The sequence below is a fragment of the Butyrivibrio sp. VCB2006 genome, from assembly GCF_000420945.1.
Classification (GTDB): domain Bacteria; phylum Bacillota; class Clostridia; order Lachnospirales; family Lachnospiraceae; genus Butyrivibrio.
In genome coordinates, this window is record NZ_ATVX01000022.1 from 20424 (window position 1) to 45344 (window position 24921).

The 24921-nt window shown below is 40.0% G+C and carries 25 protein-coding genes and 2 pseudogenes; 22 read left to right on the top strand and 5 right to left on the bottom strand.

The features are described 5' to 3' along the window. The first annotated feature begins 7 nt into the window (after positions 1-7). From G613_RS0115900 to G613_RS0115970, 16 genes are all read left to right on the top strand, one after another. Positions 8-817 (top strand): PrsW family glutamic-type intramembrane protease, encoded by an 810-nt coding sequence (locus G613_RS0115900; RefSeq protein WP_026487766.1) that lies wholly within the window; start codon positions 8-10, stop codon positions 815-817. Further along, positions 810-1643 (top strand): CPBP family intramembrane glutamic endopeptidase, encoded by an 834-nt coding sequence (locus tag G613_RS0115905; protein ID WP_029233564.1) that lies wholly within the window; start codon positions 810-812, stop codon positions 1641-1643. Before G613_RS0115900 ends, G613_RS0115905 begins: the two co-directional genes overlap by 8 nt. Before the next feature lie 9 nt (positions 1644-1652). Then, on the top strand, positions 1653-3833 hold the full coding sequence (locus tag G613_RS0115910; RefSeq protein WP_081647926.1) for a M13 family metallopeptidase: 2181 nt from the start codon (positions 1653-1655) through the stop codon (positions 3831-3833). Between the two features lie 12 nt (positions 3834-3845). Next, a complete protein-coding gene (locus G613_RS0115915; protein ID WP_029233566.1) occupies positions 3846-4655 on the top strand; it encodes a CPBP family intramembrane glutamic endopeptidase in 810 nt (269 codons plus the stop codon). Positions 4656-4993: 338 nt separating this feature from the next. Next, positions 4994-5194: a hypothetical protein gene (locus G613_RS0115920; protein WP_029233567.1), complete on the top strand. Its 201-nt coding sequence runs from the start codon at positions 4994-4996 to the stop codon at positions 5192-5194. Positions 5195-5502: 308 nt separating this feature from the next. Then, positions 5503-6963 carry a ribosomal protection-like ABC-F family protein gene (gene abc-f / locus G613_RS0115925; protein WP_035774837.1) on the top strand — a complete coding sequence of 487 codons (1461 nt, stop codon included), beginning with the start codon at positions 5503-5505 and terminating at the stop codon, positions 6961-6963. Positions 6964-7096: 133 nt separating this feature from the next. Beyond that, positions 7097-7351: a hypothetical protein gene (locus tag G613_RS0115930; protein ID WP_155828115.1), complete on the top strand. Its 255-nt coding sequence runs from the start codon at positions 7097-7099 to the stop codon at positions 7349-7351. Positions 7352-7516: 165 nt separating this feature from the next. Next, the gene (locus tag G613_RS0115935; protein ID WP_029233569.1) at positions 7517-8536 is read left to right on the top strand and encodes a helix-turn-helix domain-containing protein; all 1020 of its coding nucleotides are present in this window, start codon (positions 7517-7519) and stop codon (positions 8534-8536) included. A 25-nt stretch (positions 8537-8561) separates the two neighbouring features. Next, positions 8562-9797 (top strand): MFS transporter, encoded by a 1236-nt coding sequence (locus G613_RS0115940; protein ID WP_029233570.1) that lies wholly within the window; start codon positions 8562-8564, stop codon positions 9795-9797. 17 nt (positions 9798-9814) lie between these two features. Further along, on the top strand, positions 9815-9916 hold the full coding sequence (locus tag G613_RS20155; RefSeq protein WP_334291390.1) for a hypothetical protein: 102 nt from the start codon (positions 9815-9817) through the stop codon (positions 9914-9916). 4 nt (positions 9917-9920) lie between these two features. After that, on the top strand, positions 9921-10961 hold the full coding sequence (locus tag G613_RS0115945; protein ID WP_029233571.1) for a phosphotransferase enzyme family protein: 1041 nt from the start codon (positions 9921-9923) through the stop codon (positions 10959-10961). A gap of 636 nt (positions 10962-11597) precedes the next feature. After that, positions 11598-12287: a response regulator transcription factor gene (locus tag G613_RS0115950; RefSeq protein ID WP_029233572.1), complete on the top strand. Its 690-nt coding sequence runs from the start codon at positions 11598-11600 to the stop codon at positions 12285-12287. 2 nt (positions 12288-12289) lie between these two features. After that, entirely contained in the window at positions 12290-13558 is a 1269-nt protein-coding gene (locus G613_RS0115955; RefSeq protein WP_029233573.1) for a sensor histidine kinase, read from the top strand. 104 nt (positions 13559-13662) lie between these two features. Next, positions 13663-16044 (top strand): hypothetical protein, encoded by a 2382-nt coding sequence (locus tag G613_RS18885; RefSeq protein WP_051151093.1) that lies wholly within the window; start codon positions 13663-13665, stop codon positions 16042-16044. Between the two features lie 284 nt (positions 16045-16328). Then, positions 16329-17861: a GDSL-type esterase/lipase family protein gene (locus tag G613_RS18890; protein WP_029233575.1), complete on the top strand. Its 1533-nt coding sequence runs from the start codon at positions 16329-16331 to the stop codon at positions 17859-17861. Between the two features lie 21 nt (positions 17862-17882). After that, positions 17883-18344 carry an RpiB/LacA/LacB family sugar-phosphate isomerase gene (locus tag G613_RS0115970; protein WP_029233576.1) on the top strand — a complete coding sequence of 154 codons (462 nt, stop codon included), beginning with the start codon at positions 17883-17885 and terminating at the stop codon, positions 18342-18344. A gap of 45 nt (positions 18345-18389) precedes the next feature. On the opposite strand, the gene G613_RS18205 is transcribed toward G613_RS0115970, so the two are convergent. From G613_RS18205 to G613_RS20225, 3 genes and pseudogenes are all read right to left on the bottom strand, one after another. Further along, the gene (locus tag G613_RS18205; protein WP_029233577.1) at positions 18390-18773 is read right to left on the bottom strand and encodes a hypothetical protein; all 384 of its coding nucleotides are present in this window, start codon (positions 18771-18773) and stop codon (positions 18390-18392) included. Positions 18774-18799: 26 nt separating this feature from the next. Further along, entirely contained in the window at positions 18800-20848 is a 2049-nt protein-coding gene (locus G613_RS20075; protein WP_081647928.1) for a phosphodiester glycosidase family protein, read from the bottom strand. Positions 20849-21124: 276 nt separating this feature from the next. Beyond that, positions 21125-21322: pseudogene (locus G613_RS20225) on the bottom strand (DUF4143 domain-containing protein); the annotation flags it as partial. Between the two features lie 118 nt (positions 21323-21440). On the opposite strand from G613_RS20225, the gene G613_RS0115990 reads away from it, so the two are divergent. From G613_RS0115990 to G613_RS0116010, 5 genes are all read left to right on the top strand, one after another. Then, positions 21441-22484 (top strand): Fic family protein, encoded by a 1044-nt coding sequence (locus G613_RS0115990; protein ID WP_029233578.1) that lies wholly within the window; start codon positions 21441-21443, stop codon positions 22482-22484. An 88-nt stretch (positions 22485-22572) separates the two neighbouring features. After that, complete coding sequence (locus tag G613_RS0115995; protein ID WP_029233579.1) at positions 22573-23028, top strand: cysteine hydrolase family protein; 456 nt, start codon at positions 22573-22575, stop codon at positions 23026-23028. Positions 23029-23030: 2 nt separating this feature from the next. Further along, the gene (locus G613_RS0116000) at positions 23031-23249 is read left to right on the top strand and encodes a hypothetical protein (protein ID WP_029233580.1); all 219 of its coding nucleotides are present in this window, start codon (positions 23031-23033) and stop codon (positions 23247-23249) included. A 149-nt stretch (positions 23250-23398) separates the two neighbouring features. Further along, the gene (locus G613_RS20005) at positions 23399-23533 is read left to right on the top strand and encodes a hypothetical protein (RefSeq protein WP_278246512.1); all 135 of its coding nucleotides are present in this window, start codon (positions 23399-23401) and stop codon (positions 23531-23533) included. Positions 23534-23660: 127 nt separating this feature from the next. Beyond that, positions 23661-23975 carry a hypothetical protein gene (locus G613_RS0116010; protein WP_442852308.1) on the top strand — a complete coding sequence of 105 codons (315 nt, stop codon included), beginning with the start codon at positions 23661-23663 and terminating at the stop codon, positions 23973-23975. A gap of 163 nt (positions 23976-24138) precedes the next feature. On the opposite strand, the gene G613_RS19300 is transcribed toward G613_RS0116010, so the two are convergent. Both G613_RS19300 and G613_RS20230 read right to left on the bottom strand, forming a co-directional pair. Further along, complete coding sequence (locus G613_RS19300) at positions 24139-24342, bottom strand: transposase (protein WP_442852310.1); 204 nt, start codon at positions 24340-24342, stop codon at positions 24139-24141. Beyond that, positions 24314-24463: a transposase gene (locus G613_RS20230; RefSeq protein ID WP_442852309.1), complete on the bottom strand. Its 150-nt coding sequence runs from the start codon at positions 24461-24463 to the stop codon at positions 24314-24316. The genes G613_RS19300 and G613_RS20230 overlap by 29 nt, the downstream gene beginning before the upstream one ends. A gap of 96 nt (positions 24464-24559) precedes the next feature. Between G613_RS20230 and G613_RS19305 the strand changes: the two are divergent. Then, a pseudogene (locus G613_RS19305) lies at positions 24560-24921 on the top strand (RNA-guided endonuclease InsQ/TnpB family protein); the annotation flags it as partial.

The following is a 24921-nucleotide window of genomic DNA, read 5'->3' on the forward strand; positions in this document are numbered from 1 at the left end:
GAAAAATATGACATCGATTATCAGTTTTGTTCTAAGTTTGATTATTGTGGGGATTCTTTATAAGAATATGATTGCCTGGGAAGGAGATTACAGAATTTCAAGAGGACAGGCATTATTGCCGGTATTACTTGGACTATTATCAGTGCCGCTTTCATTTGTCTTTTTCCTGATAATCGGACTTACATTCAGGGCTGTAACCGGATTTGTACCTACAGATGGACCTCTATTACTTGCCAGTTTCAATCATGCGCTTTTTTCTGCAGCGCTGAATGAAGAATTGGCAAAACTTATCATTACGCTTATTGTATTATGCATCTATAGGAAAAAAATTAGAAATGTATATGAATATATGCTGATAGCAGGTGCTGTCGGATTCGGGTTTATTCTTATAGAAGACTTTGTATATAGTGTCAGTCTTCCTGTTCTCTTGATGAGGTTGCCGGGTATAACAGTGCATATGATGCTGGGGCTTGCCATGGGAAGACATCTTGGACTTGCCAGATATAACAAAGTAACAGGCAGAGGGTCTGTATTAAAAGAATATCTTCTTGCTTTTTTTGTCCCTGTGGTTTGGCATACTGTTTTTGATTTTTTTGGTGCAAACATGCTCATACATGCCGGGGATAATGTAGAGACTATGACAGCGGAAATACAAAGAACAACATATATTGGTGCTGGTATGGTGTTAATTGCGGTAATTCCGATATTCTTTTTCCAGTTCTACATATTCAGACGACTTAAGAAAAATGCCGCAAACCTTGTAGCGCTTTCCTTCATTGCTGAAAACAGTACAGAGCAGGAGAATACCAATGCTTAAAAAGTATATTGAATTTATGAAAAAATCGCCACTGATAACTGCTGCGCTCTGCATAGTATACGTGGTTGTGTGTTTCAATACGGTACCTACAGAGACAAATTTCCAGTTTTTTATAGTGAGGACTTTGCTCTGCGGAGCGTCGTGCTTTTTCCTGTACCAGATATCCGGAGATAAGACGCTTGCCTCCTGCTATGTTTCTACAGGATATGTCATCAAGAACGCCATTGGATTTTTATTGATGTCCCTTATCATGGGCTCTGTATTGCTGATTTCGAATATAGAAGAAAAGGTGCCCCTGAAGGAAAATCCGATATTGGGATTTATCATTATATTTCTTATGTATATTTCTGTGGGACTTTTTGAGGAACTGGCTTTCAGGGCAGTTATAAACGATGCGATTATCTATAAGTTCAGGGAAAAGAAATATGTCTTTGTTCTGAGTGCAGTGGTTTCCTCACTGGTATTCGGAGCTGCACATGTTTTGGGATTTGATTCCTCATCGCCTGTTGCATGGGGACAGGCGGTCGCCAAAACACTGGAATCAGGCGTTTTTGGTCTGGCCCTCCTTATACTGTATTGGAAGACAAGAAATATCTGGGCCTGCGGCCTGGCTCACGGACTGTTTGATTTTTTTGCAGGTTATACAGAAGGCCTGTTTGTTCCGGTTGGAGATTCGGGTTCATCGTATATTAATACCGGTGAAGATGGCGTGAGAATCCTTATCACATACTCTATAATTGCTGCAATAAATGCAGTTCTGACGTTTATTGTGTGGAAGAAAGTTGGTAAGACTATTGATTTTGAAAAGATCAGACGAGAATGGTAAGGAGAGATTATGATGGCAAAGAAGATATTGGTTATATTGCTGATTGGAAGTATGTTTCTTGCAGGCTGTGGGGAAAAAACTCCGGACACCATTTCTGATGAAAAATCGCAGGATGATTCTACTGCAGATGTAAGCACATCAGATGAGCCTTATACTGAAGAAGGTGATGAGTTACCAGTTGAAGAAACTGTGCAAGAAACATCCGAAGAAACAGCCGAAGAATCGGATGGCGGAGCATATGTTATAAATGGCGGTGACCCATGGATAGATTCCAATCTTAAGGATAATGTAATAAATACCGGAAAGCTATCTGAAAAAGATGATTTTAACGTGGCAATTAATTATGACTGGATAATTAGCCATGATATTCCTGAAGGATACAGCAGATATAGTTCTTTTACGAAAATAGGCGAAATTGTAGAGGAAAAAGCTATTGCAGCTTTGGATGATGACACTCTGTCAGGGCACGATGCTGAATTGGTCAGAGCTGTATATCAGGGATTTCTTAACTGGGATGAGAGGAATGAAGAAGCGCTTGCTCCTCTTGAAGTCATTGTGAAAGAGATTGAAGCCCTGTCCGGTACCAGGGATATTTCAGAATATCTTTGCGACCCCAACAGGTCTGTATTTTTACCTTCTATTTTTGAAATAGTCAACACTGCTGATCTTATTGATTCTACAAAGTATGTAACGGCACTTAATTTTGGTGACCTTATTTTAGATGATTCTGCTGAATACAAAAACAAAAGTGTAGTAGGAGAAATAGCAGATACGGAATACAGGAAACTTTTTTCAGAAATATATGTAAGAATGGGGTATTCCAGGGAAGAAGCTGATGCGCTTTATGATAATGCTATTGCATATGAAACTGCACTTGCAGATTCTATCTTAACAAATGCTGAACTTCAGCAACCTGATATATATGAAACGATACTCAATTACTATGATCCGGAAGAGCTTTATAGTCTTACACCAAATTTTCCTATGGAAGAATTCATTAAAGTAAGGGGCTTTGGCAGCACAAAGAAAATTTGGTGCATGTTACCGGAAAATATTAAAAAGATATCTGAGCTATATACAGATGAAAATGCAGAGAATATCAAAGCATACTTAATAGTTCATGGAGTTATTAAATGCGCGGAATATCTTGACAAGCAGGCTTTTGATGCCAGCATTTCTGCGACGAATAAAATAGAAGGTGTGGCAGGTGTACTTGCTGATAAACAATATGCATATCGCTGTGTACTTCAGTCCCTGCCTGAATCTATCGGAAAAATATATATACAAAAGTATGATTGCACAGAAACAAAGAATACTATCACGGAAATATGCAAAGAGACTTGTGCGATTTACAGAGAGATGCTTTCAAATGAAGAATGGCTATCTGATGAAACAAGGCAGTATGCCATGGATAAGCTTGATGCCATCGGGATTAATGTTATTGAGCCAAAAGAATATCAGGACCTGAGCGATCTTGATCTTAACAATCTTTCATATTTTGAAGCCAGTATGGCTGTGGAGGATTACTATTACAAGCTTAATGCTGCTAATACCGGAGGTGAAGTAAACAGAAATTTATGGGATAACTCAACACTTAAAACAAATGCTTTTTACAATGCCACAAACAATTCAATAAATATTTTGCTTGGAATCCTTGATGGTGATTTCTACAGGGAAGATATGTCAAAGGAGCAGCTTTATGCCTCAGTTGGAACTATTATTGCCCATGAGATTAGTCATGCATTTGATCCAAGTGGTTCTCAGTTTGATAAGGACGGGAACTATAATAATTGGTGGACCGAAGATGATACCGCGGCATTTCAGAAAAAAGCACAAAAGCTGATTGATTATTATAACGGAATAACCGCATTTGGAAATGAAAAAGTAAACGGCAGCATTGTTCAGGGAGAGGCAGTTGCGGATATAGCAGGGCTTAAGGCAATGTTGCTCCTTGCTTCAAAGGAGGAAGATTTCAATTACAAACTGTTTTTTGAAAGCTACGCAAATATGTGGAAAGAAATCTGCACTTATGAAGCAGACTATTCACAACTTACCCAGAACCCTCACCCGCTGTATTATCTGAGAGTTAATGTAGTTGTACAGCAGTTTGATGAGTTTTATGAGGCCTTTGACGTTAAGGAAGGAGACGGAATGTATCTTGCTCCTGAAGATAGAATTAGCGTTTGGTAAGGAGAATTGGTTATGGAAAACAAAAAAGTAAGGAAACATTCATTATGTGAAAAAAATGCGGTAATCGCAATGATACTGACAGTTCCTCTGGGTTTATTAACTCAATTGAGCGGCCAGCCACAGGGAGTAGTAAGCGCACTTATTGTCTCCGCTCTGTCCCTGGTTCTTCTGATCATTTATAATAAGTGGTTTTCGCCTGAATTTGATGGCGTGTTTAAGGCTCATGTTCCGGTAAAAGAGATACTTATGGTATCCTCTGCGATGGCAATCCTTATTATCGGATGCATAATCATAAATGCTATATATAGTGGACTTGCTTTCAAACCATCAGTTTCTTTCGTGTGCCTGGCACTAATGGCTGGCATTAGTGAGGAGACCATTTTCAGGGCGATGCTTATTCCTATAGGAATGAGATATCTGAAGGTGAAGAATAGGGCAGTGGCAGCAGTAATTATCTCATCTGTCATCTTCGGACCGCTCCATTTGACAAATATATTCGTAGGAGCAGATCCTGTCATGACTCTGATACAGGCATTCATGGCAACCTGTGGCGGTTTTGTTCTCGCCGGAATATATCTGAGGACCGGCTCGGTAATCCCGGGAATGATTGCTCACGCTGTGTATGATTTTATCAATTTTGTTACAGATCCAACCATCAATGAAAAGGGCGTTGTAGTTTCTGATAGCGGGAATGTTGGTATTTCGTATTATGTGATTATACTGGCGGTTTCGGTGACGCTTCTTGTAGCAGGATGCTATCTTATCAGAAAGACTAAACAGGATACAATAGAGAATATATGGAAGATCAAGTGGAGCAACTGATTTCAATAGCGAGCAAAGATAGCTTTCAGGCGTACCAAAAAACTAATGATTTTCGCTACACTTTATTTCCCAAAGTGTATGGGACAATTAGTAAGGAATTATTGTATTATTGATAGACGGAAAAGATGAATATTATCACGCAAAAAAGCTCGATTCAGAATTAAAGGAACTGGAAGATTTATTTGTATGATATAACAAAGGTGTATTTACACTTTCAAAACCTTGGGTTGACCCAAGGTTTTTTCTATAACAGGGGAAAAATCGCCCCCAAAAGTGTGTTGACCTCGTCTTAACCCAAGGGACTATCCTTGTCATATCAAATGATGGAGGTGGTTCTTATGAAGAAGTATTTAAAGAAAAATGCAGGGAGTTTAATCTTTGCGATTGTTTTTGCTATAGCATATGCTGGAGCTTTTGTTGGCATCAGCCTGCTACTGCAGGAAATCGTTGATTTTTCTCCATGGAAAGGAGTATTTGACTTCGGAAGAAATGCTGTGCTACTATTAACAAAAGGAAAGGGCGAAATTTCGCTAAGGTGAACGAATGATTATTAGATAATTTGATTTAGGTGAACATGTTGATCAGGCTACTGTTTTACAGTGGCATTATGTGTGCGCTTAAATTAGATTATCATGCATTCGGAGCCTGTTTTTATATATGGGTCTTTTTTGTATGAGTCTATTTTGCGTGCGCAGGATAGGCTTATTTTTGTTTTTTCAAAACAAAAATAACGCTCCGCTATGGATGCGCATCGGCGCGAAATGAAAATGATGCATACATGCATCCGCGCCTCGCGCGAGAATGTCGCGAGCGACATCCTTTTTATGCCGACAAGGGAGGCTTATATATGGCAAGAAATTTATTGATAAAAGCAGAAAAGATCGTTCATTCCTATGGAGAGCAGACCGTACTTGACTTTGACAGATTCTACCTGTATGAGGGTGAGAAGGTAGGACTTGTTGGAATGAATGGCACAGGCAAGAGTACGCTTCTTAAGATTTTATCGGGTGGACTGGAACCAACAGCAGGAACAGTCTCAAGAAAATGCATCCCATTTTACTTTGAACAGTTTGGCTCGGATGATTCATATTTTGAAACTGATTATGCAGAAGCGGGCAAGATGGGAGTTGCCGATCAAATCTGGCAGGAAAATGTAAGTGGCGGCGAAGATACAAGGATAAGGCTTGCACAGCTCTTTTCCAGTCCCCATGCGGTTGCCTTTTTAGATGAACCTACGTCAAATCTTGATTATGATGGTGTGAAAATGCTGATAAAAAGGCTAAAAGAAATAGATACTATGGTCATAATCAGTCATGACAGGGCAGTCCTCAATGAAGTATGCGACAGGATAGTTGAGATTTCTTTTGGCAAACTTCACAGCTATGACGGAAACTACGATGAATATGTGGCTCAGAAGGAAGAGCAGCTTAAAACTCAGCAGGCAGAATTCGAGAATTATCAGGCTGAGAAAAAGAGGCTTCAAAGTGTCTACATAGAGAAAAAAGCTAAGGCAAAAACGGTAGACAGGAAGCCGAAGAACATGTCGACAAGTGAAGCGAAGGTGAGAGCATTAATCGGCAACAGAAAACCGGAGGACAAGGCTCGTGGAATAGAACGCAGTGCAACAAACGTACTTAAACGCCTTGAGCATATGGAGGTAAAAGAAAAACCCAAGGAAGAACCTACTGTCAGACCAGATTTCAGGCTGACAAATCCGCCAAGGAATCCGATAGTGATTCGTGGAGAGCATATTTCTTTTGCCTATGATGATCACATTATCCTCGATGATGCTGATTTCATGATAAAAAATGGAAGCAAAGTAGCTGTTCTGGGTGGCAACGGAGCCGGCAAGACGACTTTGCTTGAACTTATCAGCAGAAAAGAAGGAATATGTGTTGTTCCGGGAGCCAAGATAGGCTATGCAAGGCAAAATATGTCCCAGATTGATCTTGAGCAAACAGTCCTTGAAAATGTACGCAGAGTCAGTATACAGAGTGAGAGTATATCAAGAATAGTTTTGGCCCGGCTTTTGCTTTCGGAGAGAGATATGAACAAGAAGGCAAAAGAGCTTTCGGGCGGAGAACGTATGAAACTGTCCTTTGCAATGCTATTTGTTTCCGATGTGAATCTGCTGATACTGGATGAGCCTACTAATTATCTTGACATCCCATCTGTCGAAGCTCTGGAAAAAATGCTGGTGGAGTATGAAGGAACATTGGTATTTACATCTCATGACAAGACATTTGTAGACAGGATTGCCACAGAAAGGTTATACATCGACGATGCGAAGATAAGACACGAAAAGTAAGGCATAGGCAATCTTATAGACGAGATTATGCTTAGTCCCAATGAAAAGGCTGTAAAGAAGATGGAGCCGGCTAAGAAATACTGGGAGAGTATTCGCAGCCTCTTTTAGATTCAAATTACATTGGCTATGGGGATTGCGGAAGCGCTTCGAGTATTTTGGTCTTGTTCATTACAATATGGCTCCGTCCTATTTTAACAAGGAATGGCACGAGGAGTATGGCGCGTTATACGGACTGACTGTTCCGGAGAGCTCTTTTGCTGAAATTGAATCCTCGCGTATAGACAGAGATGAAATTGAGCGGCTGGCATTTTATGATGATATAAAGGGAAAAGAGTATGTGGCGCAAATAGATGAATACTTACTGACCTGCGTTAAGAATAAAGGCTAATAGAAAAATTTGCAGACCGGGGCGGCTCTTTTCTAATCAACCTATAGTTGAATATTATTGCTTATAATTCGATTTACAGTTGGATTTGATAATGCTATCGTTATTACATCAGATCTGATCCAATCCAATGCAGCTGTAAAAGCAATTATATAAGGAGCAATATATATGACTATAGGAGAAAAAATAAGAAACCTTCGACGCGATAAGAATATGTCGCAGAATGAACTTGCGGATATTTTGGGAGTTACCAACCAGGCAATCAGTAAGTGGGAAAAAGATATTTCAAATCCGGATATATCTCTTTTACCGGATCTGGCTGCATGCTTCGGAGTGGCAATTGATGACCTCTTTGAATACTCTAAGGAGAAGCAGTACGAAAAGATTGAGAATACAATAGATCAGGCAAACGAGATCAGCACTACGCAGTTTGTGGATATGGAAAGCTTTTTGATGTCTGAAATACAGAAAAATCCGGAGAATTACAAGCCAATTAATCTGATTGCAAATCTCTATGAGGCCTGGGCAGATTTCATGGAGAGAAAGTCATTTGTATATGCAAAGAGAGCAATAGAGCTTCAGCCCAATTCAAAGCAGGATATGACGATTGTAGCCCATGCTCTTCACAGTAAGCTCTATGACTGGGATGCATGCAATCACAAGGAATCTATAGATTACTGGAAATCAATCATCAAGGCTGAGCCCAAGAACGTCAGGGCTTATCTGTATCTTTTGGATGATCTCATGGACGCCGGGCGCCTTCGTGAGGCAAAAGAGGTACTTGAGGAAGCAAGGACTGTTAATGAAGATACTCTCTATGAAGCTTACGAGATTCAGATTGAAGAGTGCGAGCATGGGTTTGATGCAGTGATAGACAAGTATAGGGCTTTGGCAAAAAAGTATCCAAAAGACTGGAGAATTCTGTTTAATGTAGCAAATCAATTCTCTCATTATGAGCACTATGAGGAGGCAATCACATACTGGCTCAAAGGGCATGATGCTATGGAAAAACCGCGTTATACAGACTTTTATGAATCCACAGCCCAGTGCTATTTAAGGTTAGGCGACACTGAATCTGCTATCAAGTACTACAAGAAAAAGAAACAGCTCCTTAAGACAGAATGGGGTGTAAAATATGGCAGAGAGCTTGATGAGATCGATAAGACCATCGAGGAACTTAGCAAATAACATACATAAGGAACATTAACTAGTAATGAAGTATTTAAAGCAATACAAGAATTTAAGTAAAGAAATCTACGTCCTATTTTTTGGACGCATAGTAACAAGCATGGGTTCTCTTATCTGGCCCATAATGACACTGATTCTCAAGAATAAGCTTGGTTACAGTGCTACAACCATTGCAACTATAGATATGGTACTGGCAATATTCCAATTTCCAATTGTAATACTGGGCGGGAAGCTTGCCGACAGTGTTAGTAGAAAAAAGATTATAGTTTGTTGTGATATGGTAACTGTAATCTGCTATTTTATCAGCGGTTTGATTCCACTATCCTTTGTCAGTGTCATTCTTTTCTATATTGCAGGTCTTTTTGCAGCGGTAGAAGGACCATCTTATGATGCACTTATCGCTGACCTTAGTGATTCTGACAACAGGGAGCAGGCATATAGTCTCCAATACCTTGGAATGAATCTGGGACTTGTTCTTGCGCCAACGCTTGGTGGGCTATTATTTGAACATTATTTATGGCTTGCCTTTTTGATAACCTCAGTAGCGACATTTTCTTCAACGCTTTTAATAATTCTTTTTATCAAGAAGCTAAGTGTGGAAAAGAAAAATGTCAGCGAATATGAGGAAAAACGCGAAGGAGCAAAGCTATTGGAAATCCTGAAGGAGCGTAAAATACTGCTTTTGTACATTGCAGCCTCGGGATTCTGTAATCTGGTTTACTCGCAGTTCAATTATCTTTTGCCGCTTCACATGGAGCACCTTTATGATGCTAAAGGCGCAACAATATTTGGACTACTAACCAGTACAAATGCCATAGTTGTTGTAATCGGAACTCCGCTTATAACAACGCTTCTTGCAAATATTATAGATGTCAGAAAATACCTTATTGGCGAAGTGCTAATCGTAATCGGGCTTGTCAGCTTTAGCGTTTTCGGAAGGCTGATTCCTGTTTATTTTGTGCTGATGACAGTATTTACGCTGGGAGAGATCTTTTGTACCATAGCCAGTGCACCCTACATGACAAGGCGTGTCCCATCAACACATTGGGGAAGGGTAAACTCGACAATCAATATTTTTTGCATGACCGTAACATCTCTTGGTAATATTCTGGTAGGAAAGTTGTTTGATGCATATGGCTTTAGTAGTGCCTGGCTTTTTGTTGCTGTAGTTGGTAGCATGGCGATTATGCTGATTTTACTACTAAATGTGTTTGATCGTGCAAGTTTCCCGCTTTTGTATAAGAAGGCGAGACAGAAATAGAAACTGCGCTTCGTGAAATAAAGGAAGAAACAAATCTGGAAGTCGAGTTAGACACTGAATTTAGAACGAGCGAACAGTACACACTGATAATCGACCAAGAAGAAAAGGATAAAAAATAATCATATGATGAAAAAAGATTTTTTAGTCAAAGCAGCGCTGCTTTACGGATTCGATACTGCCTCTGCCAAGGAAGTCCCCGGGCATGAAGGCGGAAGGAATCTGGTATTTATAATTGGGACTGATTCGGTACTCAGAGTGTCTTCTCTTTCAGATAGAAGCATTAAAGATTATGAGGCGGAAATCGAGTATGTACATTATCTTTCTGCAGGCGGAGCCAGTGTGGCAGATTCCATTCCCTCAGTGAAAGGTAATCGTATTGAAATTATCGATGAGAAGGCAGTGACCATGTTCGAGACTGCAAAAGGTGATCAGATAGCCAATCATGGTTACCGGTATATTGAAGGAGTTTCGATAGACGAGTACTTCTTTCTTACCGGCAAGGTTTTAGGGAAAATACATGCACTTTCAAAGAACTACAGACCGATTCATAAGCGTTTTGATTTCTTCGAGAAGTACAATGAAGACTATTTCGAGAGCCTTATTCCGGATGATTTCTTTTGTTTACATATGAAGATGGGGCGTCGGGTTAAAGACAGACTGCATGAAATTCTGGAGGAACTGCGCAAACTTCCGCAGAACTCCGAAAACTACGGAATGGTTCACTTTGACTATAGCGATGGAAACTATAACATTGAGTATGATACAGGGAAAATCAATGTATTTGATTTTGATAATTGTCGTACTTGCTGGTATTTATATGATATTGCCAATTTATGGTCCCATGGTCTTGGGTGGATTGCCTGGAATGAAGACGCAGATGAAAGACGGGCATATATGGAAAAATATATGCAGCTGGTCATTAATGGATACCGGACTGAGTGCACCATAACCGATGAAGAACTTGAGCATCTGGAAATGATGGTCAATGCAGTATTGATGGAAAATATCATTGATGTCTTTGAGGTAAAGAAGGCTTCCGGTGAAGAATTAGTTTTCGATGAGGAAGAAAGCTACAATGTGAAGTGCCTTGTGGAGGGGCTTAGTTGGTTTGGTTTCTACAGTGATTTTTTTGACAACGAATCACCTTTTGAGGTAGAAATATAAAATTCCAGTAAAACACTCTTGGAGCGGTCTGATGGGATTATGAGTGCTTTCTGTAGCAGCACTTTGATAGAAAGACACTTGTGAGAACATCGGCTCATTATAGGAGTGTTTGAGAAAAGAGGCATAAACACTTGAAAAATGGTTGGATTATTGCAGGAGTGTCTAATCTGAATGTGCTAACACTTGTAAATCAATGAAATTGCCATATGAGTGTCGATATTGCTGTATTTACCTGAAAAAGACCTGAAAAAGACACTTGTGGGATGAAGCAATCTTTATATGAGTGTTATGTGCGGGGATTTGTGGAGTAGTCAAACACTTGTATCAGTCATAGTTTGCTATTCGCGTGTCGGACTCCAATAGTAAGACACTTGAATCAAATAGAGCTTGCATTTTGCGTGTCTGCAGGGCTTCCTTGTTTAACCAACACAACCTTCCCACAAGTTTATACAGATTCGCAAAATTAGTATTTATTTAAAAATGCGAAATAAATATAAATGCACATCGTCAGTTATATTTGAACATAATATGGAAATAGGAGTATGGTTGAAATTGTCATGCTCCTTTTTTAGATTTCAATATTTCTTCAAGGATACTTTGATACAATAGGAATATATTTAATCACAGAGGTATTCCATGAAAATATTGCTTGTTGAAGATGAAAAGAGAATGTCCGAGGCATTATGCGAAATCCTCAGGCAGGAAAAATATGATACAGATGCATTTGCAGATGGAATAAGCGGACTTGATGCTGCAAGAAGCGGCATATATGATCTGCTTATTCTTGATGTCATGCTCCCGGGCATAAATGGATTTGAAATAGCCAGAACCGTGAGGAAAGAGGGGGTACAGGCTCCCATCTTAATGCTCACTGCGAGAGCAGATACTGATGATAAGGTGAGTGGCCTGGACAGCGGAGCAGATGATTACCTTACAAAGCCCTTTGAGACAAAAGAGCTCCTGGCAAGGGTAAGAGCCTTGCTTCGCAGGAATAACATGCAGAAGACAGATGATACCGGAAATCTCGTATCGGGAGACCTTAAACTGGATAGAAGCAGGTCAATGCTTATAAATACTGAAAATGGCATGGATGTACGCTTGTCAGAAAAAGAGCTGCATATCTTGGAGATCTTCCTTGCAAATGAAGGAACTATTATCGGAAAGGAGCAGCTTGCTGTTAAGATATGGGGATTTGACAATGAAGCTGAGTATAACAATGTGGAGGTCTATATCTCTTTTACCAGAAAAAAGCTTCAATTCCTGGCTTCAATGATGGAGATAAAGGCGGTGCGCGGTCTTGGATATGAACTGCGAAAGAAGGAGTAGGAATGGCAAAAAAGCTTGGAAACAGACTTTTTAAAGCTTCACAAAATAAGATCACAGCTACGATAATGGGGCTCCTTACACTGATCCTTTTAGGAACCCTGCTGACTATTTCGCTTACTACTTACAGCGCAGTATACAGGAATAATCAAAGGATCCTTGAAGTCTTTCTTGATGACTACATCAATGGAAATGGCCCAAAAGAAGCGCCGAAAGATGCCATGGGAACTCCTGAAGATAGAATTGCCACAGAGGCTGCGGTTATGTATCTTGTGGAGTTTTCTTCTGATGGAAGTGCTGTTGGAATAATGAATGATGTTAAGCCCGTAATGAGCGATGAAGCACTCAAAAATCTTGCAGCGCAGCTAATGACAGGTGGGAAAAGACGCGGAATAAGCGGTAGGATGATATATCGCATCGCTTCAGATGAATCATCAGGGAGAAGCTATGTGGCAATGATGGATAATACCCTGATAGACAGCAGTATGAAAACGCTCATAATGAATACAGTTGTATTTGGCGCTGTTGCCCTGATAATACTGTTCTTTGTTTCCTTGAAGGCGTCTAAGGAGATAATGAAACCTGTCGAAGATACATATCAGAAACAGAAACAGTTTATCTCAGATGCGGGACATGAGCTTAAAACTCCCATATCAACAGTCGGTGCCAATGCCGAGATTTTGCAGCGCGAGATTGGGAACAACAGGTGGCTTGACAATATTCTTTATGAGAACAGACGCATGAAAGAGCTCGTGACAGGACTTCTGGATCTTTCAAGGACAGAGAACATGGAAGCAGTACATACAGATGTTGATCTTTCCAGAATTGTTACAGGCGGGATATTGCCTTTTGATTCGGCTGCATTTGAGAGAGGCCTGCTTCTGGAGAGTGAAATTGAGCAAGATATCCATGTAGAAGGGGATCCAAACCAGTTGGGACAGTTGGTAGCTACACTTTTGGACAATGCTGTTTCACATGCTGAAAAAACACAAAATGCCGATGAAAGTACCGGTAAGATTTTAGTCACTCTCCATGAAGAGAATAAATGTGCCGTGCTTAAGGTATCCAATCCGGGAAAAGAGATTCCTGCAGAGGATAGGGACAGGATATTTGAGCGCTTTTACAGAACGGACTCATCCAGGGAACTTAATGGACACTATGGTCTGGGGCTTGCAATCGCAAAGGCTGTTGTGACAGCCCATGACGGTGAAATCAGTGTGGAATGTGATAAGGAAATCACAACATTTATAGTCAGGATTCCAACTCTGAAATGAGCAGGTTATAAATTCTTTAAAAAATCTTCAAGCTTTCTTCAAGTTTCATTTTATATCATATGCCTGTCAGATAAATAAACCAGATTGATCGGAGGCATATATAAATGAAAATAAAGAAGATACTTGCATTATTAACAACTGCTTCTCTGACGGCATCGCTTATCGGATGCGGCGATACTGCTTCAGAGAGCGCAACAACTCAGGAAGCAGCTTCTGAGATATCAGCAGAGTCTGTGAATGAGACTAAGGCAGCTACTCAGGAAGAAGATACTGATTCAAAGAGTGTAGCAACATCATCTTTGGAAGCAACTTCTGCTGAGGAGAGGGCATCCATAGAGGAAGCGCTTAACCTTGCAAATAATGAGGAAGTTACCTGGTCCTATGACAAAGATGCGGATGCCTGGGTAATGAGCATTGTAACAGCAGTTGCCAATGCGGAAATTGAAGACGAAGAAGGTGTTTCTGTTTGTGTACCGGGAGCATATATAAAGGGAATTGATACAGATGGTGATGGAGTGGAAGATATCACTTCTGGCAACTATACAGAAGATGTTCACGGACAGCTTGTGATCGATTACGAAGCAGAAGTAACAAGCTCAAACGGGCAGATATATACAGCGTCCACCGCTCCTGTAATTCTGAATACCGGAGCTGCAGGTTACAGCTCTTCCTCTAACACAAAGGCTTCAACATCTTATGCCTCTGAAGGCTATATCAATGTTTCCTGCGGAAACAGAGGAAAAAATGACACTGCTACAGATGAGAATGGAAACGAGTACTATACAGGAGATGCACCGTCTTGTCTGGTGGATCAGAAGGCAGCATCACGATTTGTAAGATACAATATATTATTGGGCAATCTTCCTGGAAGTACAGAATACTGGGTTTCTACCGGTGGAAGTGGCGGCGGAGCACATGCAACCATGTTTGCAGCAACATCAAACAGTTCTGATTTTTATGATTATCAGATAGCGGTCGGGGCTGTTGGTGTTTACGTCAATGAAGATGGCACTTATGACACAACAGTTACCATTGATGGCGTGACCTATGATCTTTCTGATGGAGCATGGGGGGCTGTTGCATATTCACCTATCACTTCTTTGTATGAAGCGGATATGGCCATGGCTTTTGAGTACTACATGGATTCTGATTATGATTTCAATACTTCATTCCAACAGCAGATGGCAAAGTACCTTTCAGAAGAGTACATGAATTACATCAATGATCAGAATCTTTCGGTTAAAGAAGCTGATGTGGAGCTCGATATTAATGGTGATGGAGATACAGATGATACTATAGAGCTCTCTATTGAATATGACGAAACGAAGTATGCTGACACCAACGGCTATGGTGGAACATATGTTGATTTCTACCTTGCAGAATTTGTTTCAAATATGCAGTGGTACCTTGATAACCTGGATTATGCAGATGGTTGGACCTGGTTCGATGAAGATGGCAATGCACTTTCTGACGAAGAAGTTGCAGCTATGACATCTGAAGATAAAACGGCTGCTTTTATAGAAGGCAGATATGCTAAGAGCAGTTCATCATCAGGCGGAATGGGCGGCCCTGGTGGTGGAATGCCCGGAGGCCATGACGGAATGAAAGGCGGGCCTGACGGTGATATGACCGGAGGACCAGGTGGTGACATGACAGGAACACCTCCTGATATGGCTGGAAATAACGAGACCTCAGAAAAAACTGAAGGAGAGGACAGGAGCTTTGCAAATGCTGATGTTGCGGCAAACTCAGCAGGAGACACCATGGATGTAGGAACTCCTGATGCAGGTACAACCCAGTCAGCAGGAAGCAAAACAGATTCATCAAATTACTCAACATATGAAGAAATGCTTGCTGCTTACCAGAGTGATGTTGCAGAAGTGTACGAAGGCGATAAATATGGAAATGTGATTGTTGATCTTTATAATCCGCTTAATTACATAGGCGATGAAGGCGGAACAGATCCTACATGGATAAGGATGGTCTGCGGAGCATCAGAAGGTGATATTTCAATGTTCAACTCACTTAACCTTCAGATTGCATTCCTTTCTTCAGGAGTTGATGCTGATATCGAATGGCAGTGGGATGGCGGACATGTACCGTCAGAGATTCTTGGAAATTCTCTTGCTCTTACTGTAGATACCATGTATGGCGAGTATGTAGACGGAGCAGTTAAGATTACCAAGGCTGCAGCAGAGTCTCAAACTGAAAATGGAGATGCTACAGAGGCAACCGGAACAGATATTAGCAGCTGGGTAAATTACGATGATACATCTGCCGTGTCATTCACACTCGCAGATGCGGTAAGTTACAGAACCGCCGGGGCCAGCAAGTCTACTCCAGGATTTGATGTAATCGATTATGGACAGGAAGACTATGTGTTTGGTGATTCTGAGACTGATGCCAGACATTGGAGCAAATGGGTATTAAAGGTTCTTGAAGAACATCAGGAGGAGCTTGAAGAGTTGTTTAATAGTGGTATGTAAAAATATAAGACAGAGTTCAGTATGGGCATTCTCAAACACATGGGAATGCCCTTTTTAATAGACGTATGTAGACGTTTTGAATTAAATGTGTTTAGCCATTTTCGTAATTACAATTTTTACGAAAGTGGCTCTTTTTTAGCTTTTAAGGTGTGTCATAAAACAAATGATTTTCGCTACACTTTGTAGCTATGAACATGTGCGACAACTAGCGGATGATTGTTGTATTATAGAGGAAGAAGATTTAAAGCAGCTAATGAAAAGCATTGAAGGAAAGTAGAATCCACATGAGGAATGATATATTTAAGAAACTTAGGAAACTAAAGAGAAATACAGCGAGAAAACTTGATAATATAATGCAGCACATTGGTACAAAGGAGCTGATTGCCATCTCATTGGGAATAGCGGTGACTGCCTTTGCTATCTTCCTGGTTATGGTGTACATAAGTGATGTTAAGAAAAATTCTTTGAGTGAGAATGGTGGAGAAACCCAGATTGCAAACGAGGGAGCATCTGGTGACGGAGACATGCCTGTAGTCGAGATGGCAAGCGAAGAAACCAAGACCGAATCTACTCCGGATACAACTGTACTTGTTAAAAAAGAAGGTGCTAAGGAGGGATATCTTAACAGATGCGTATTTCTGGGCGATTCCAGAACCGTAGCCATGGTTAACTACGGGTTTTTTAACGATGATTCAGCACTTGCGCAGATTGGAATATCACATTCAGCATTTGCATCCAATAAATTCATGAACAATGCTGGAAAAGAATATACTATGAAATCTTACCTGGAGTCTCATCAGGCTCAGGTTATATATATTCTTCTTGGTGTAAACGGAATCAATGATTCCAGCGAGGATCATTACAAGAATACATTTATTTCCCTTATAGACAGCGTAGCCGGGCTGGCGCCTAATTCCAATATTGTACTTGTGTCTATAGGGCCCGTAGATGATAACGGAATATACAAAAACTATGTGCAGAACGCAATGATAGACAAATACAATGATTTCCTTTTGGAGACTGCAGAAGAGAAACACATTTTCTATCTTGATATCGCTGAAGTCCTCAAAGGATCTGATGGACAGGTAAAGTCTGAATATAACGGTGGCGACGGACTTCATTATTCCGGAAAAGGATGCGAAGCCACATTCAATTACATAGTAGAGCACCCAGTGCCTGGAATATCTGATGAGGGTGAATATGTAGTTAAGTATGTTAAGCCTGATCCAAACAAGGTCAAGGTTACAACTGGTAATGAATCAGGAATTAACGAAGGCAATCTTGGTAACCTTATGGACATGATGGGAATCACAGAAGATCAGAATGCATCAGATGCTTCTTCTCAGAGTAGTACTGTGATAGAAGACGAGGAAGCAAAGAAGAAAGCGGAAGAAGAGAAGAAGAAACAGGAAGAGGAAGAAAAGAAAAAGGAAGAAGAGAAAAAGAAAGCCGAAGAAGAAAAGAAGAAGCAGGAAGAAGAGAAAAAGAAGGCCGAAGAAGAAAAGAAGAAGCAGGAAGAAGAACAGAAGAAAGCCGAAGAAGAAAAGAAGAAGCAGGAAGAAGAGGAAGCAGCAAAGAAGAAAGCCGAAGAAGAGGAAGCAGCAAGGAAGAAAGCTGAAGAAGAGGAAGAGGCAAAGAAGAAAGCTGAAGAAGAGAAGAAACAGGAAGAGGAAGAAAGAAAAAAGCAAGAAGAGTCCTCAAATAGTGGATCCACTGAAAATAATGAAGAAAACGGCGATAACGGTTCAGGGGAAGCATCCACCAGCCAGCCGCCTGAAGGATCCAGCGGTCAGACTACAGAAGATAATGGGGATTAAGTAGAATAAGGAGGTTCACACATGAAAATAGCAATGGCAAATGATCACGCGGGAACGGAAATGAAAAAGGAGTTAAAAGCATATCTTGAAGACAATGGATATGAAGTAGTGGATTTTGGAACCTACGACAATGAAAGTTGTGATTTATCAGACTTTGTATATCCTGCAGCTCTTGCAGTGGCAAAAGGCGAGTGTGATCGAGGTATTTTTTGTGATGGCGTAGGATATGGTAGTGCACTGATTGCAAATAAGATCAATGGGTGTTATGCAGCCGTTTGTCAGGACCCATTATGTGCAACTCTTGCAAGACAGCATACAGATTCCAATATTTTATGCTTAGGCGCAAAGATTATCGGCGGATTAATGGCGATGGAAGTGGTAAAAACATGGCTGAATACAGAGCCTCTTATGGAAGAAAAATATCGCAGACGAGTAAAGAAAGTATGCGACATTAATGATAAGCACTGTGTTCCGGTAAAATAATAATTCCAAGAAAAACGAGTGGCGGGCGTTGTTTTTAAAATCAGATCATTCACCTACAGAACCACGATGATGGTTCTGTAGGTATGATAGTAAACTTAGCAAAACCATGACTGCACCTGCTATTGGGTAGACAATAATAAGTGAATTGGTTGTGCCATAGATTGCCAGTACACCAGCAAATATGCTTCCAATGCTAAATATCGCAATAGCTGTATTCCAGAGGTTTAGAAATATTCTGTCCGGATATTTTTCCTTAAGCATAAGGATAGAATAGGGCAGTACGCCCATCGCAAGAGGTATTGCAAATGCATACAGCATGAAGTAGGAGTATACTTCGTGACTGAAGATTTCATATATTGCTCCAAACAGTGCAAGGAAGACTGTTCCGATGATATTAAAAAGCAAATGCAGCTTTAATTGTTTTTCCATTTTAGTGTTCCTCCTGTTGAAATTTTTTAGATATATACAATGTCGCTGACACTTCGTTCCTTGATGCTTCCTCCAGTAGTGGGATTGTTGACAACATATCCATTAAAGTACATTGTGGAAGATCCTCCGCCATCAAGGTTATAGGCTGTTTCAACGCCCAGTCCCTTCATGAAGGTTGCAAGTTCATAGAGACTAAGGCCTTCGCTCTCAGAAGTTCTTCCATCAGACACCACAAAAACAAAGTGGTTTGCATCTATGACGCCTATGGCGGTTCTTGGATTGCTTGCCTTTGCCTTGGCAACTTCGGCATTTTCATCAACGGTAACAGAGCTGTCTTCTACAAGAGCCGGGCCAAAGGAAAATGCCTGCCATACTCCCCTTGAAACAAGTTCTTCGGCTGAATACTCACTGTCATTTAAAATGTCCATTGTTCCATCGGCATAAATACATAAAACATCTGATCCGTTTGCGCTGTCGCGGTAGACAATTCCGTTACGTATAACATATCCATTTTCCTGAACACCGTAGTAATCGCCGTTTATGGCTAATACAGCATTGTTATTTTCTGCAATCGTAGAGGTGGTGGCAGTGACATTTTTGCCGTAAGTGTCATTTGCAAATGCTGTCTTTAAGTACTGAGCGGAGGAAAGAATAACGTCTGCCACATAGATTTTGGTGTCGTCCTGATAATACTCAGTTAATGTAATGCTATAGTTATCTGAACTTACAGTATTTTCGCCTGTATAGGGCTCTGAGGCATTAATACCGGATGAACTTTCTGTGGTTTCTGAGGAAGTTACTGTTGTACCTTCAGATGCACTTGTTCTGGAATGCTTCCTGCTGGAACGAGATTTGTGACTTTCTGATTGCGTATTATCTATGGATTCGGTTAATTGAGTATCGCTGTCAGTCTGACCATCGAACAAGGACGTATTTATTTCTGTGGCATTGGAGTTGTAGCTCTCGCTTATAATAAAGGTATCGAGTGAAATATAAGTCGTAAATGCTATCAGGGCAAAAGCTGAACATATAGCCCAGAGGTGTTTTTTCATATGATCTTGCCTGCCTTTCTTAAAAATATAACTGTGTTGTATAAAGTAACTGAGTACAAAAAGTGCTAGTTCGGTGATGATCTTTGCAGCATATGCTGTTAAACCCATTCCGGCAAGAATCTCAAGGATAAATGTGTTTATTATGAGTATTGCGACTGCCAGAACGGAGTATTTTATGGCAGAAGTGGCAACGTCTTTTTGAGATTTGAAAACAACTTTTCTATTGAGAGAACAATTCAGAGTTCCACTGATTATTCGAGCAAGGGTATTTGCCATGATGAGTGAACCGGATATCGCAGATATCACGCAAAACAGTCCGTAATCAACAAGAAAACTTATAAGAGATGAAGCACAGAAGCATAGGATTTCTTTGTATATCTTTATGGAATCCTTAATGGGATCAAAGTGAGAACTCTCATTTTTTCCTATATAGACAGTGTTTATCCATTCCTCTTTGATCTCTATTCCATGCTTGGGTAGCTCCATGAGCATGTTCATCTCATATTCGTAGCGGCTTCCACATATTTGGAGAAGTTCCGGAACCAGCTTATCACTGTATGCTCTAAGCCCTGTCTGGGTATCATAGACTATATTTCCGGTTGTTAGTCTGTATACAAAACGGGTAATAGCATTTCCGGCGCGACTTTTAAACGGGACCTTTCCTTCCATTTTCCGGCTGCCTAGAATAAGGCATGAGCGGTTTGCTTCTGCTACAGATGCCACCTTGATGATATCTTCAAGTCTATGTTGGCCATCTGCATCTGCGTTGACTATAGTGTATGGTGCATCATAGGTGTTATAAATGTATTCAAGCCCTGTTTTTAGTGCTTCGCCTTTTCCCTTATTTTCATTATGAATAAGTATTCTGGCATATCTGGATGCGTCAGAAAACACCTTGTTAAAGGTCTCCGGGCTTCCGTCATTTACTATTATGATTTCAAAGCCTTCCTGATATAGGCCCTTAGAAACATCAATCATTTTTTCATCTGGCATGTATGCGGGAATCAGAGCAATTCTGTTCATTATTAATCCTCTCTTTTGATATAGTGATCATAATCTGATGATATATAAGAAGCCTAAAATCAACCTTAATAGAGAATAAAATGACAAGATAATTTATGATGGCAGAGAATATACGAGGAGAAAAGGCTTAGGTGATAATCTTATAGAAGTGGCAGGGTGGAATTTATCGTAGAATGCTCTTAATCTTTGGAAACGAACATTGGTTTCTGCTTTCACTTCAATAGGAACTGCATCCATACCCTTTTGAATGAGAAAATCCTGCTCAAAAGTAGCTGATTAAGTGCCATAGTAATAAGGTGAATACTCAGTGTCACTAATCATTTGTTGAAGAACATACTGTTCTGTAAGAGCACCTTTAAACTCAACAAACAAGCTGTTACCTTCAATCACAGAATGCAAATCTAATTCACTCATGGCACCTAATAAGCCAATATCCACAAAAAACAGTTTAAAAAATGAGAGTTCCTTGTATGCAGAAAGACTTTCATATGTCTCATAAAATTAATGATTTTCGCTACACTTTTTGATACAGGATTGATTTACTCCCTAATAAATGATAAATTTTAGGTAGTAAATTAAAGAGGTACAAAAAATGAGAAAGTATGATTATTCTTTTCTGAAGAAAGAAATACCTGGAAATATAGTTGGTACAGTAGGTATAATATCAGATCTTAATGCCAGAAACCAGATAAGAAAACTGCAGTATGAAAAGACATTTGATAAGCTCCGTAAGAAGGCAATAATAGAATCTGTAAAGGGTAGTAATGAGATTGAAGGTATCGTTACTACAGAGGAAAGAATTAAGGACCTGGTTGAAGGTGCGACGCCTTTAACCCATGATGAAAAAGAAATCTCCGGATATAAGGATTCACTTAATCTGATTCATTCTACGCACGGAGACCTTGATGTGACAAAGGATGTAATCCTTATGTTTCACAGAATGATGGAAGAATCAGTGAATCCGGTTGAAGCTGGGCATTTTAAATCCAGAGACAACCTGATTATGGAGTTTGATAAAGATGGTAACAGGAGAGTGGGGTTTACACCTGTAAAGGCCAGTGAAACGGAAAAAGCTATAGAACAGCTTCTTCTTGCTTACTATGATGCAAGGCAGGACATGGAAATACCGGTCCTGTTTCTAATCCCATGTTTCATAGTGGATTTCCTGTGCATACATCCGTTTCTTGATGGCAACGGAAGAGTTTCAAGGCTCCTTACCGTGCTTATGCTTTACATTGCAGGTTACGACATAGGAAGATATATCTCTGTAGAAAACCAGATAAACAAATATAAAGAAAGCTATTATGCTTCTCTTGAGCAGGCTTCTGCTGGATGGCATGAAAACAAAAATGATTACACCCCTTTTATAGTAAACTTCCTCCAGATTCTATACAGATGTTTCAAGGATTTAGATGAATCATTCATGGAAATATCACTTAAAAAGGCAAAAAAATCTGAGAGGGTTGAAGCTGTTCTGATGGGAGCAATAGCTCCAGTGTCGAAAGCTGATATTGCAGAAAAGCTTCCGGATGTAAGTGTAAAGACAATAGAACTGGTCCTTAGCAAAATGCTGAAAGAAGATAAGATTGAAAAAATAGGAACCTTCAAGGATGCCAGATATATGAAGAAAAGGTAAAGGAAAAATGGGATAAGAAATATCATTCCATTGGAGCTTGAGAAGCTAAGACATCTGGCATTCACAAAAAAAGAGATAGGAGAGTCTGATGGCTAAAGCACTTCTTGTGATAGATGTTCAGTCTAAATACATGGATAAGTATGGTCTTTCACTTATTGACCGCATAAATGAACGTATAGGAAAATCATCTGATGATGGATCTATCGTCGCTTATGTAAAGAATATAGGAAGAGCGGAAAATGCAGGAGATTATCTGCTTGATGAGAGACTGAATGTTGTTTCTGATTATATTTTTGAAAAGAGCTTCCCAAGTGCTTTTTCTTCTGAAAAGTTTTGCGTCTTTTTAAAGGATAATGGGATAACAGATCTTGAACTTATAGGCGTAGATGGAAGCTCATGTGTTGCAAAGACTGCGTTTGATGCGGTTTTAAATGGCTATGGAACATACGTTAATCTTTCATGCGTTTCAAGTATTAACGACAAGATATTTGATAAGACCATTGAAAAGATGGAAAATTCAGGGATCAGGATGATACGGGAGTAGTTATGGAGCAGCAAAAACTCTTTTACAATATTTGCAATGACCTGTGGGCTTTTTCAAAGACAATGGATAAGCCTAAGGATAAAATGACTGATGATGACTGGGCTACAGCTATTTCCCTTATGGAAAGCACTGCAGAAAAGTATAAGAAACTTGGGGAAAAGGAATATGCACTGGCGTATTCTTCAATGATGAATATTCTGGACTATGTTGAGAGAGCATAGTATAGGGGAGGATGTACTAAGTATATAGTGAGCATTGGCCCCTGTAATGAGTGGATACCGTGAAATAGCGCCTCTTAATTTGCTCCTGTCCATATGTATTCTTTCCAAAAGCGGCATTATACTTGATATCCATAAGGAGATCTATGATTATGACTGCTAAACTAATAATGATGTGGGTACTTGTTGCAACTATTATGCCTGTAACATTGCTTTTTGGTGTTTCTGTTTCAAGAAACGAAAAGGAAATGGAAAAAAGGAGAAAAATAGATACAGACTATGTGTGACAAGGTACTTGCATATCTGGCTATTATATGCGCGATGTGCGGCTTTCTTTATTGTTTTTTACATTTTCTTACTCTTTTGAGACTGAATTATAGCTGTACTAAAAAGGTTGTAGGAGAGCTTGTTGATATGGAGATAACTGTAAGGCAGGAGAAAGTCAACTGGATCTACATTTATACACCTGTTTTCAGGTATCACTATAACCGTCACTGGTATACTTCAAGATCAGCGATAGAGATGGTGCATGTAAAGGCAGATAAGCCACTTTACAGGATAGGAGCTAAAAAGGCTGTATATATATGTCCTGATGCTCCGGATAAATGTATCCATAGTAGGCTACGGGGAGATAACTGCTCTCAGGACATGTCAATAATCCTTGGTCAGTACGGCGCTGGCCTTGGACTTATGCTTTTTCTTGTACTGTGCTTCGTGTTCTTCAGATGATGCAGAGTTTTTTGGATAGGTGGATGTTTATGACAGATGTATTTACAGATATTATCATACGGATTGAAGGATGGGGATATATACTGATTCCTGCTTTTTGCATTATTATAAATATCGTGCGAGAAAACCCCTTCCGATGAAGTCGGTTGTGGGATGAATCGCACTAGCTTTTCTTTTTGTATTTCCCCGTCTTAATGTATTTGCGTTTGTGTTCCTCTGTTCGTTGATCTTCAATGTATTTCTTGACAGTATCAAGAGAAACACTTCCGGTAGTGGCGCAAAAGTAACTTGCGCTCCAGAAGGGTGAATCTCCCCATAGGTATTTCTCAACGTGTGTTCTATATATATTTCTCACTTCTTTGGGCAGCTGTGATTACTTTCTTTCTGTATTTAGTCACGAAAATTACATGGTATGTGAGTTTGTATACGGAATGTGAGCCTCTTCTGTACTCGTTCAGGATATCTGATTCCAGCATCGATTTCTGCATAAATTTACTCCTTATACAAAGAGAACATATGTTTGTACTTTTCTGAAAAGTGTGCTATAATACTAACTATAGAATACTGCTAAGGAATTTACAACCGTGTACAGAACAAGGCAATACAGGATAAACCAAAACCACATACTCTATGACTATTGCAGGGATATCTGCAGATCATCAGCCGTTCTGTACAACAGGGCAAATTTCATCTTAAGGCAGTATTCGTCTGCAGTAGATTCAATGGCTTTGTTCAAGCCTCTTTTCCCAAATCAGATGATGGTTTACAGGCTCGTAAGGGATAGCCTTTTGGGGACTAAATATCTTGGTGACAGCAAGTGGCTCTCGTATAATGCCCTTGATCATCTGCTAAAGGTTACAAGGGATAAGGCATACTATGCCCTTCCGTCACAGGCTAATCAGCAGATATTGAAACTTCTTCTCAGAGACTATAAGTCTTTCTTTGA

Excerpts from the sequence above, each read along its gene's own strand:
- G613_RS0115900 (WP_026487766.1), top strand. The coding sequence starts at position 8 with ATGACATCGATTATCAGTTTTGTTCTAAGTTTGATTATTGTGGGGATT.
- G613_RS0115905 (WP_029233564.1), top strand. The coding sequence starts at position 810 with ATGCTTAAAAAGTATATTGAATTTATGAAAAAATCGCCACTGATAACT.
- G613_RS0115910 (WP_081647926.1), top strand. The coding sequence starts at position 1,653 with ATGATGGCAAAGAAGATATTGGTTATATTGCTGATTGGAAGTATGTTT.
- G613_RS0115915 (WP_029233566.1), top strand. The coding sequence starts at position 3,846 with ATGGAAAACAAAAAAGTAAGGAAACATTCATTATGTGAAAAAAATGCG.
- G613_RS0115920 (WP_029233567.1), top strand. The coding sequence starts at position 4,994 with ATGAAGAAGTATTTAAAGAAAAATGCAGGGAGTTTAATCTTTGCGATT.
- abc-f (WP_035774837.1), top strand. The coding sequence starts at position 5,503 with ATGGCAAGAAATTTATTGATAAAAGCAGAAAAGATCGTTCATTCCTAT.
- G613_RS0115935 (WP_029233569.1), top strand. The coding sequence starts at position 7,517 with ATGACTATAGGAGAAAAAATAAGAAACCTTCGACGCGATAAGAATATG.
- G613_RS0115940 (WP_029233570.1), top strand. The coding sequence starts at position 8,562 with ATGAAGTATTTAAAGCAATACAAGAATTTAAGTAAAGAAATCTACGTC.
- G613_RS0115945 (WP_029233571.1), top strand. The coding sequence starts at position 9,921 with ATGATGAAAAAAGATTTTTTAGTCAAAGCAGCGCTGCTTTACGGATTC.
- G613_RS0115950 (WP_029233572.1), top strand. The coding sequence starts at position 11,598 with ATGAAAATATTGCTTGTTGAAGATGAAAAGAGAATGTCCGAGGCATTA.
- G613_RS0115955 (WP_029233573.1), top strand. The coding sequence starts at position 12,290 with ATGGCAAAAAAGCTTGGAAACAGACTTTTTAAAGCTTCACAAAATAAG.
- G613_RS18885 (WP_051151093.1), top strand. The coding sequence starts at position 13,663 with ATGAAAATAAAGAAGATACTTGCATTATTAACAACTGCTTCTCTGACG.
- G613_RS18890 (WP_029233575.1), top strand. The coding sequence starts at position 16,329 with ATGAGGAATGATATATTTAAGAAACTTAGGAAACTAAAGAGAAATACA.
- G613_RS0115970 (WP_029233576.1), top strand. The coding sequence starts at position 17,883 with ATGAAAATAGCAATGGCAAATGATCACGCGGGAACGGAAATGAAAAAG.
- G613_RS18205 (WP_029233577.1), bottom strand. The coding sequence starts at position 18,773 with ATGGAAAAACAATTAAAGCTGCATTTGCTTTTTAATATCATCGGAACA.
- G613_RS20075 (WP_081647928.1), bottom strand. The coding sequence starts at position 20,848 with ATGAACAGAATTGCTCTGATTCCCGCATACATGCCAGATGAAAAAATG.
- G613_RS0115990 (WP_029233578.1), top strand. The coding sequence starts at position 21,441 with ATGAGAAAGTATGATTATTCTTTTCTGAAGAAAGAAATACCTGGAAAT.
- G613_RS0115995 (WP_029233579.1), top strand. The coding sequence starts at position 22,573 with ATGGCTAAAGCACTTCTTGTGATAGATGTTCAGTCTAAATACATGGAT.
- G613_RS0116000 (WP_029233580.1), top strand. The coding sequence starts at position 23,031 with ATGGAGCAGCAAAAACTCTTTTACAATATTTGCAATGACCTGTGGGCT.
- G613_RS20005 (WP_278246512.1), top strand. The coding sequence starts at position 23,399 with ATGACTGCTAAACTAATAATGATGTGGGTACTTGTTGCAACTATTATG.
- G613_RS0116010 (WP_442852308.1), top strand. The coding sequence starts at position 23,661 with ATGGAGATAACTGTAAGGCAGGAGAAAGTCAACTGGATCTACATTTAT.
- G613_RS20230 (WP_442852309.1), bottom strand. The coding sequence starts at position 24,463 with ATGCAGAAATCGATGCTGGAATCAGATATCCTGAACGAGTACAGAAGA.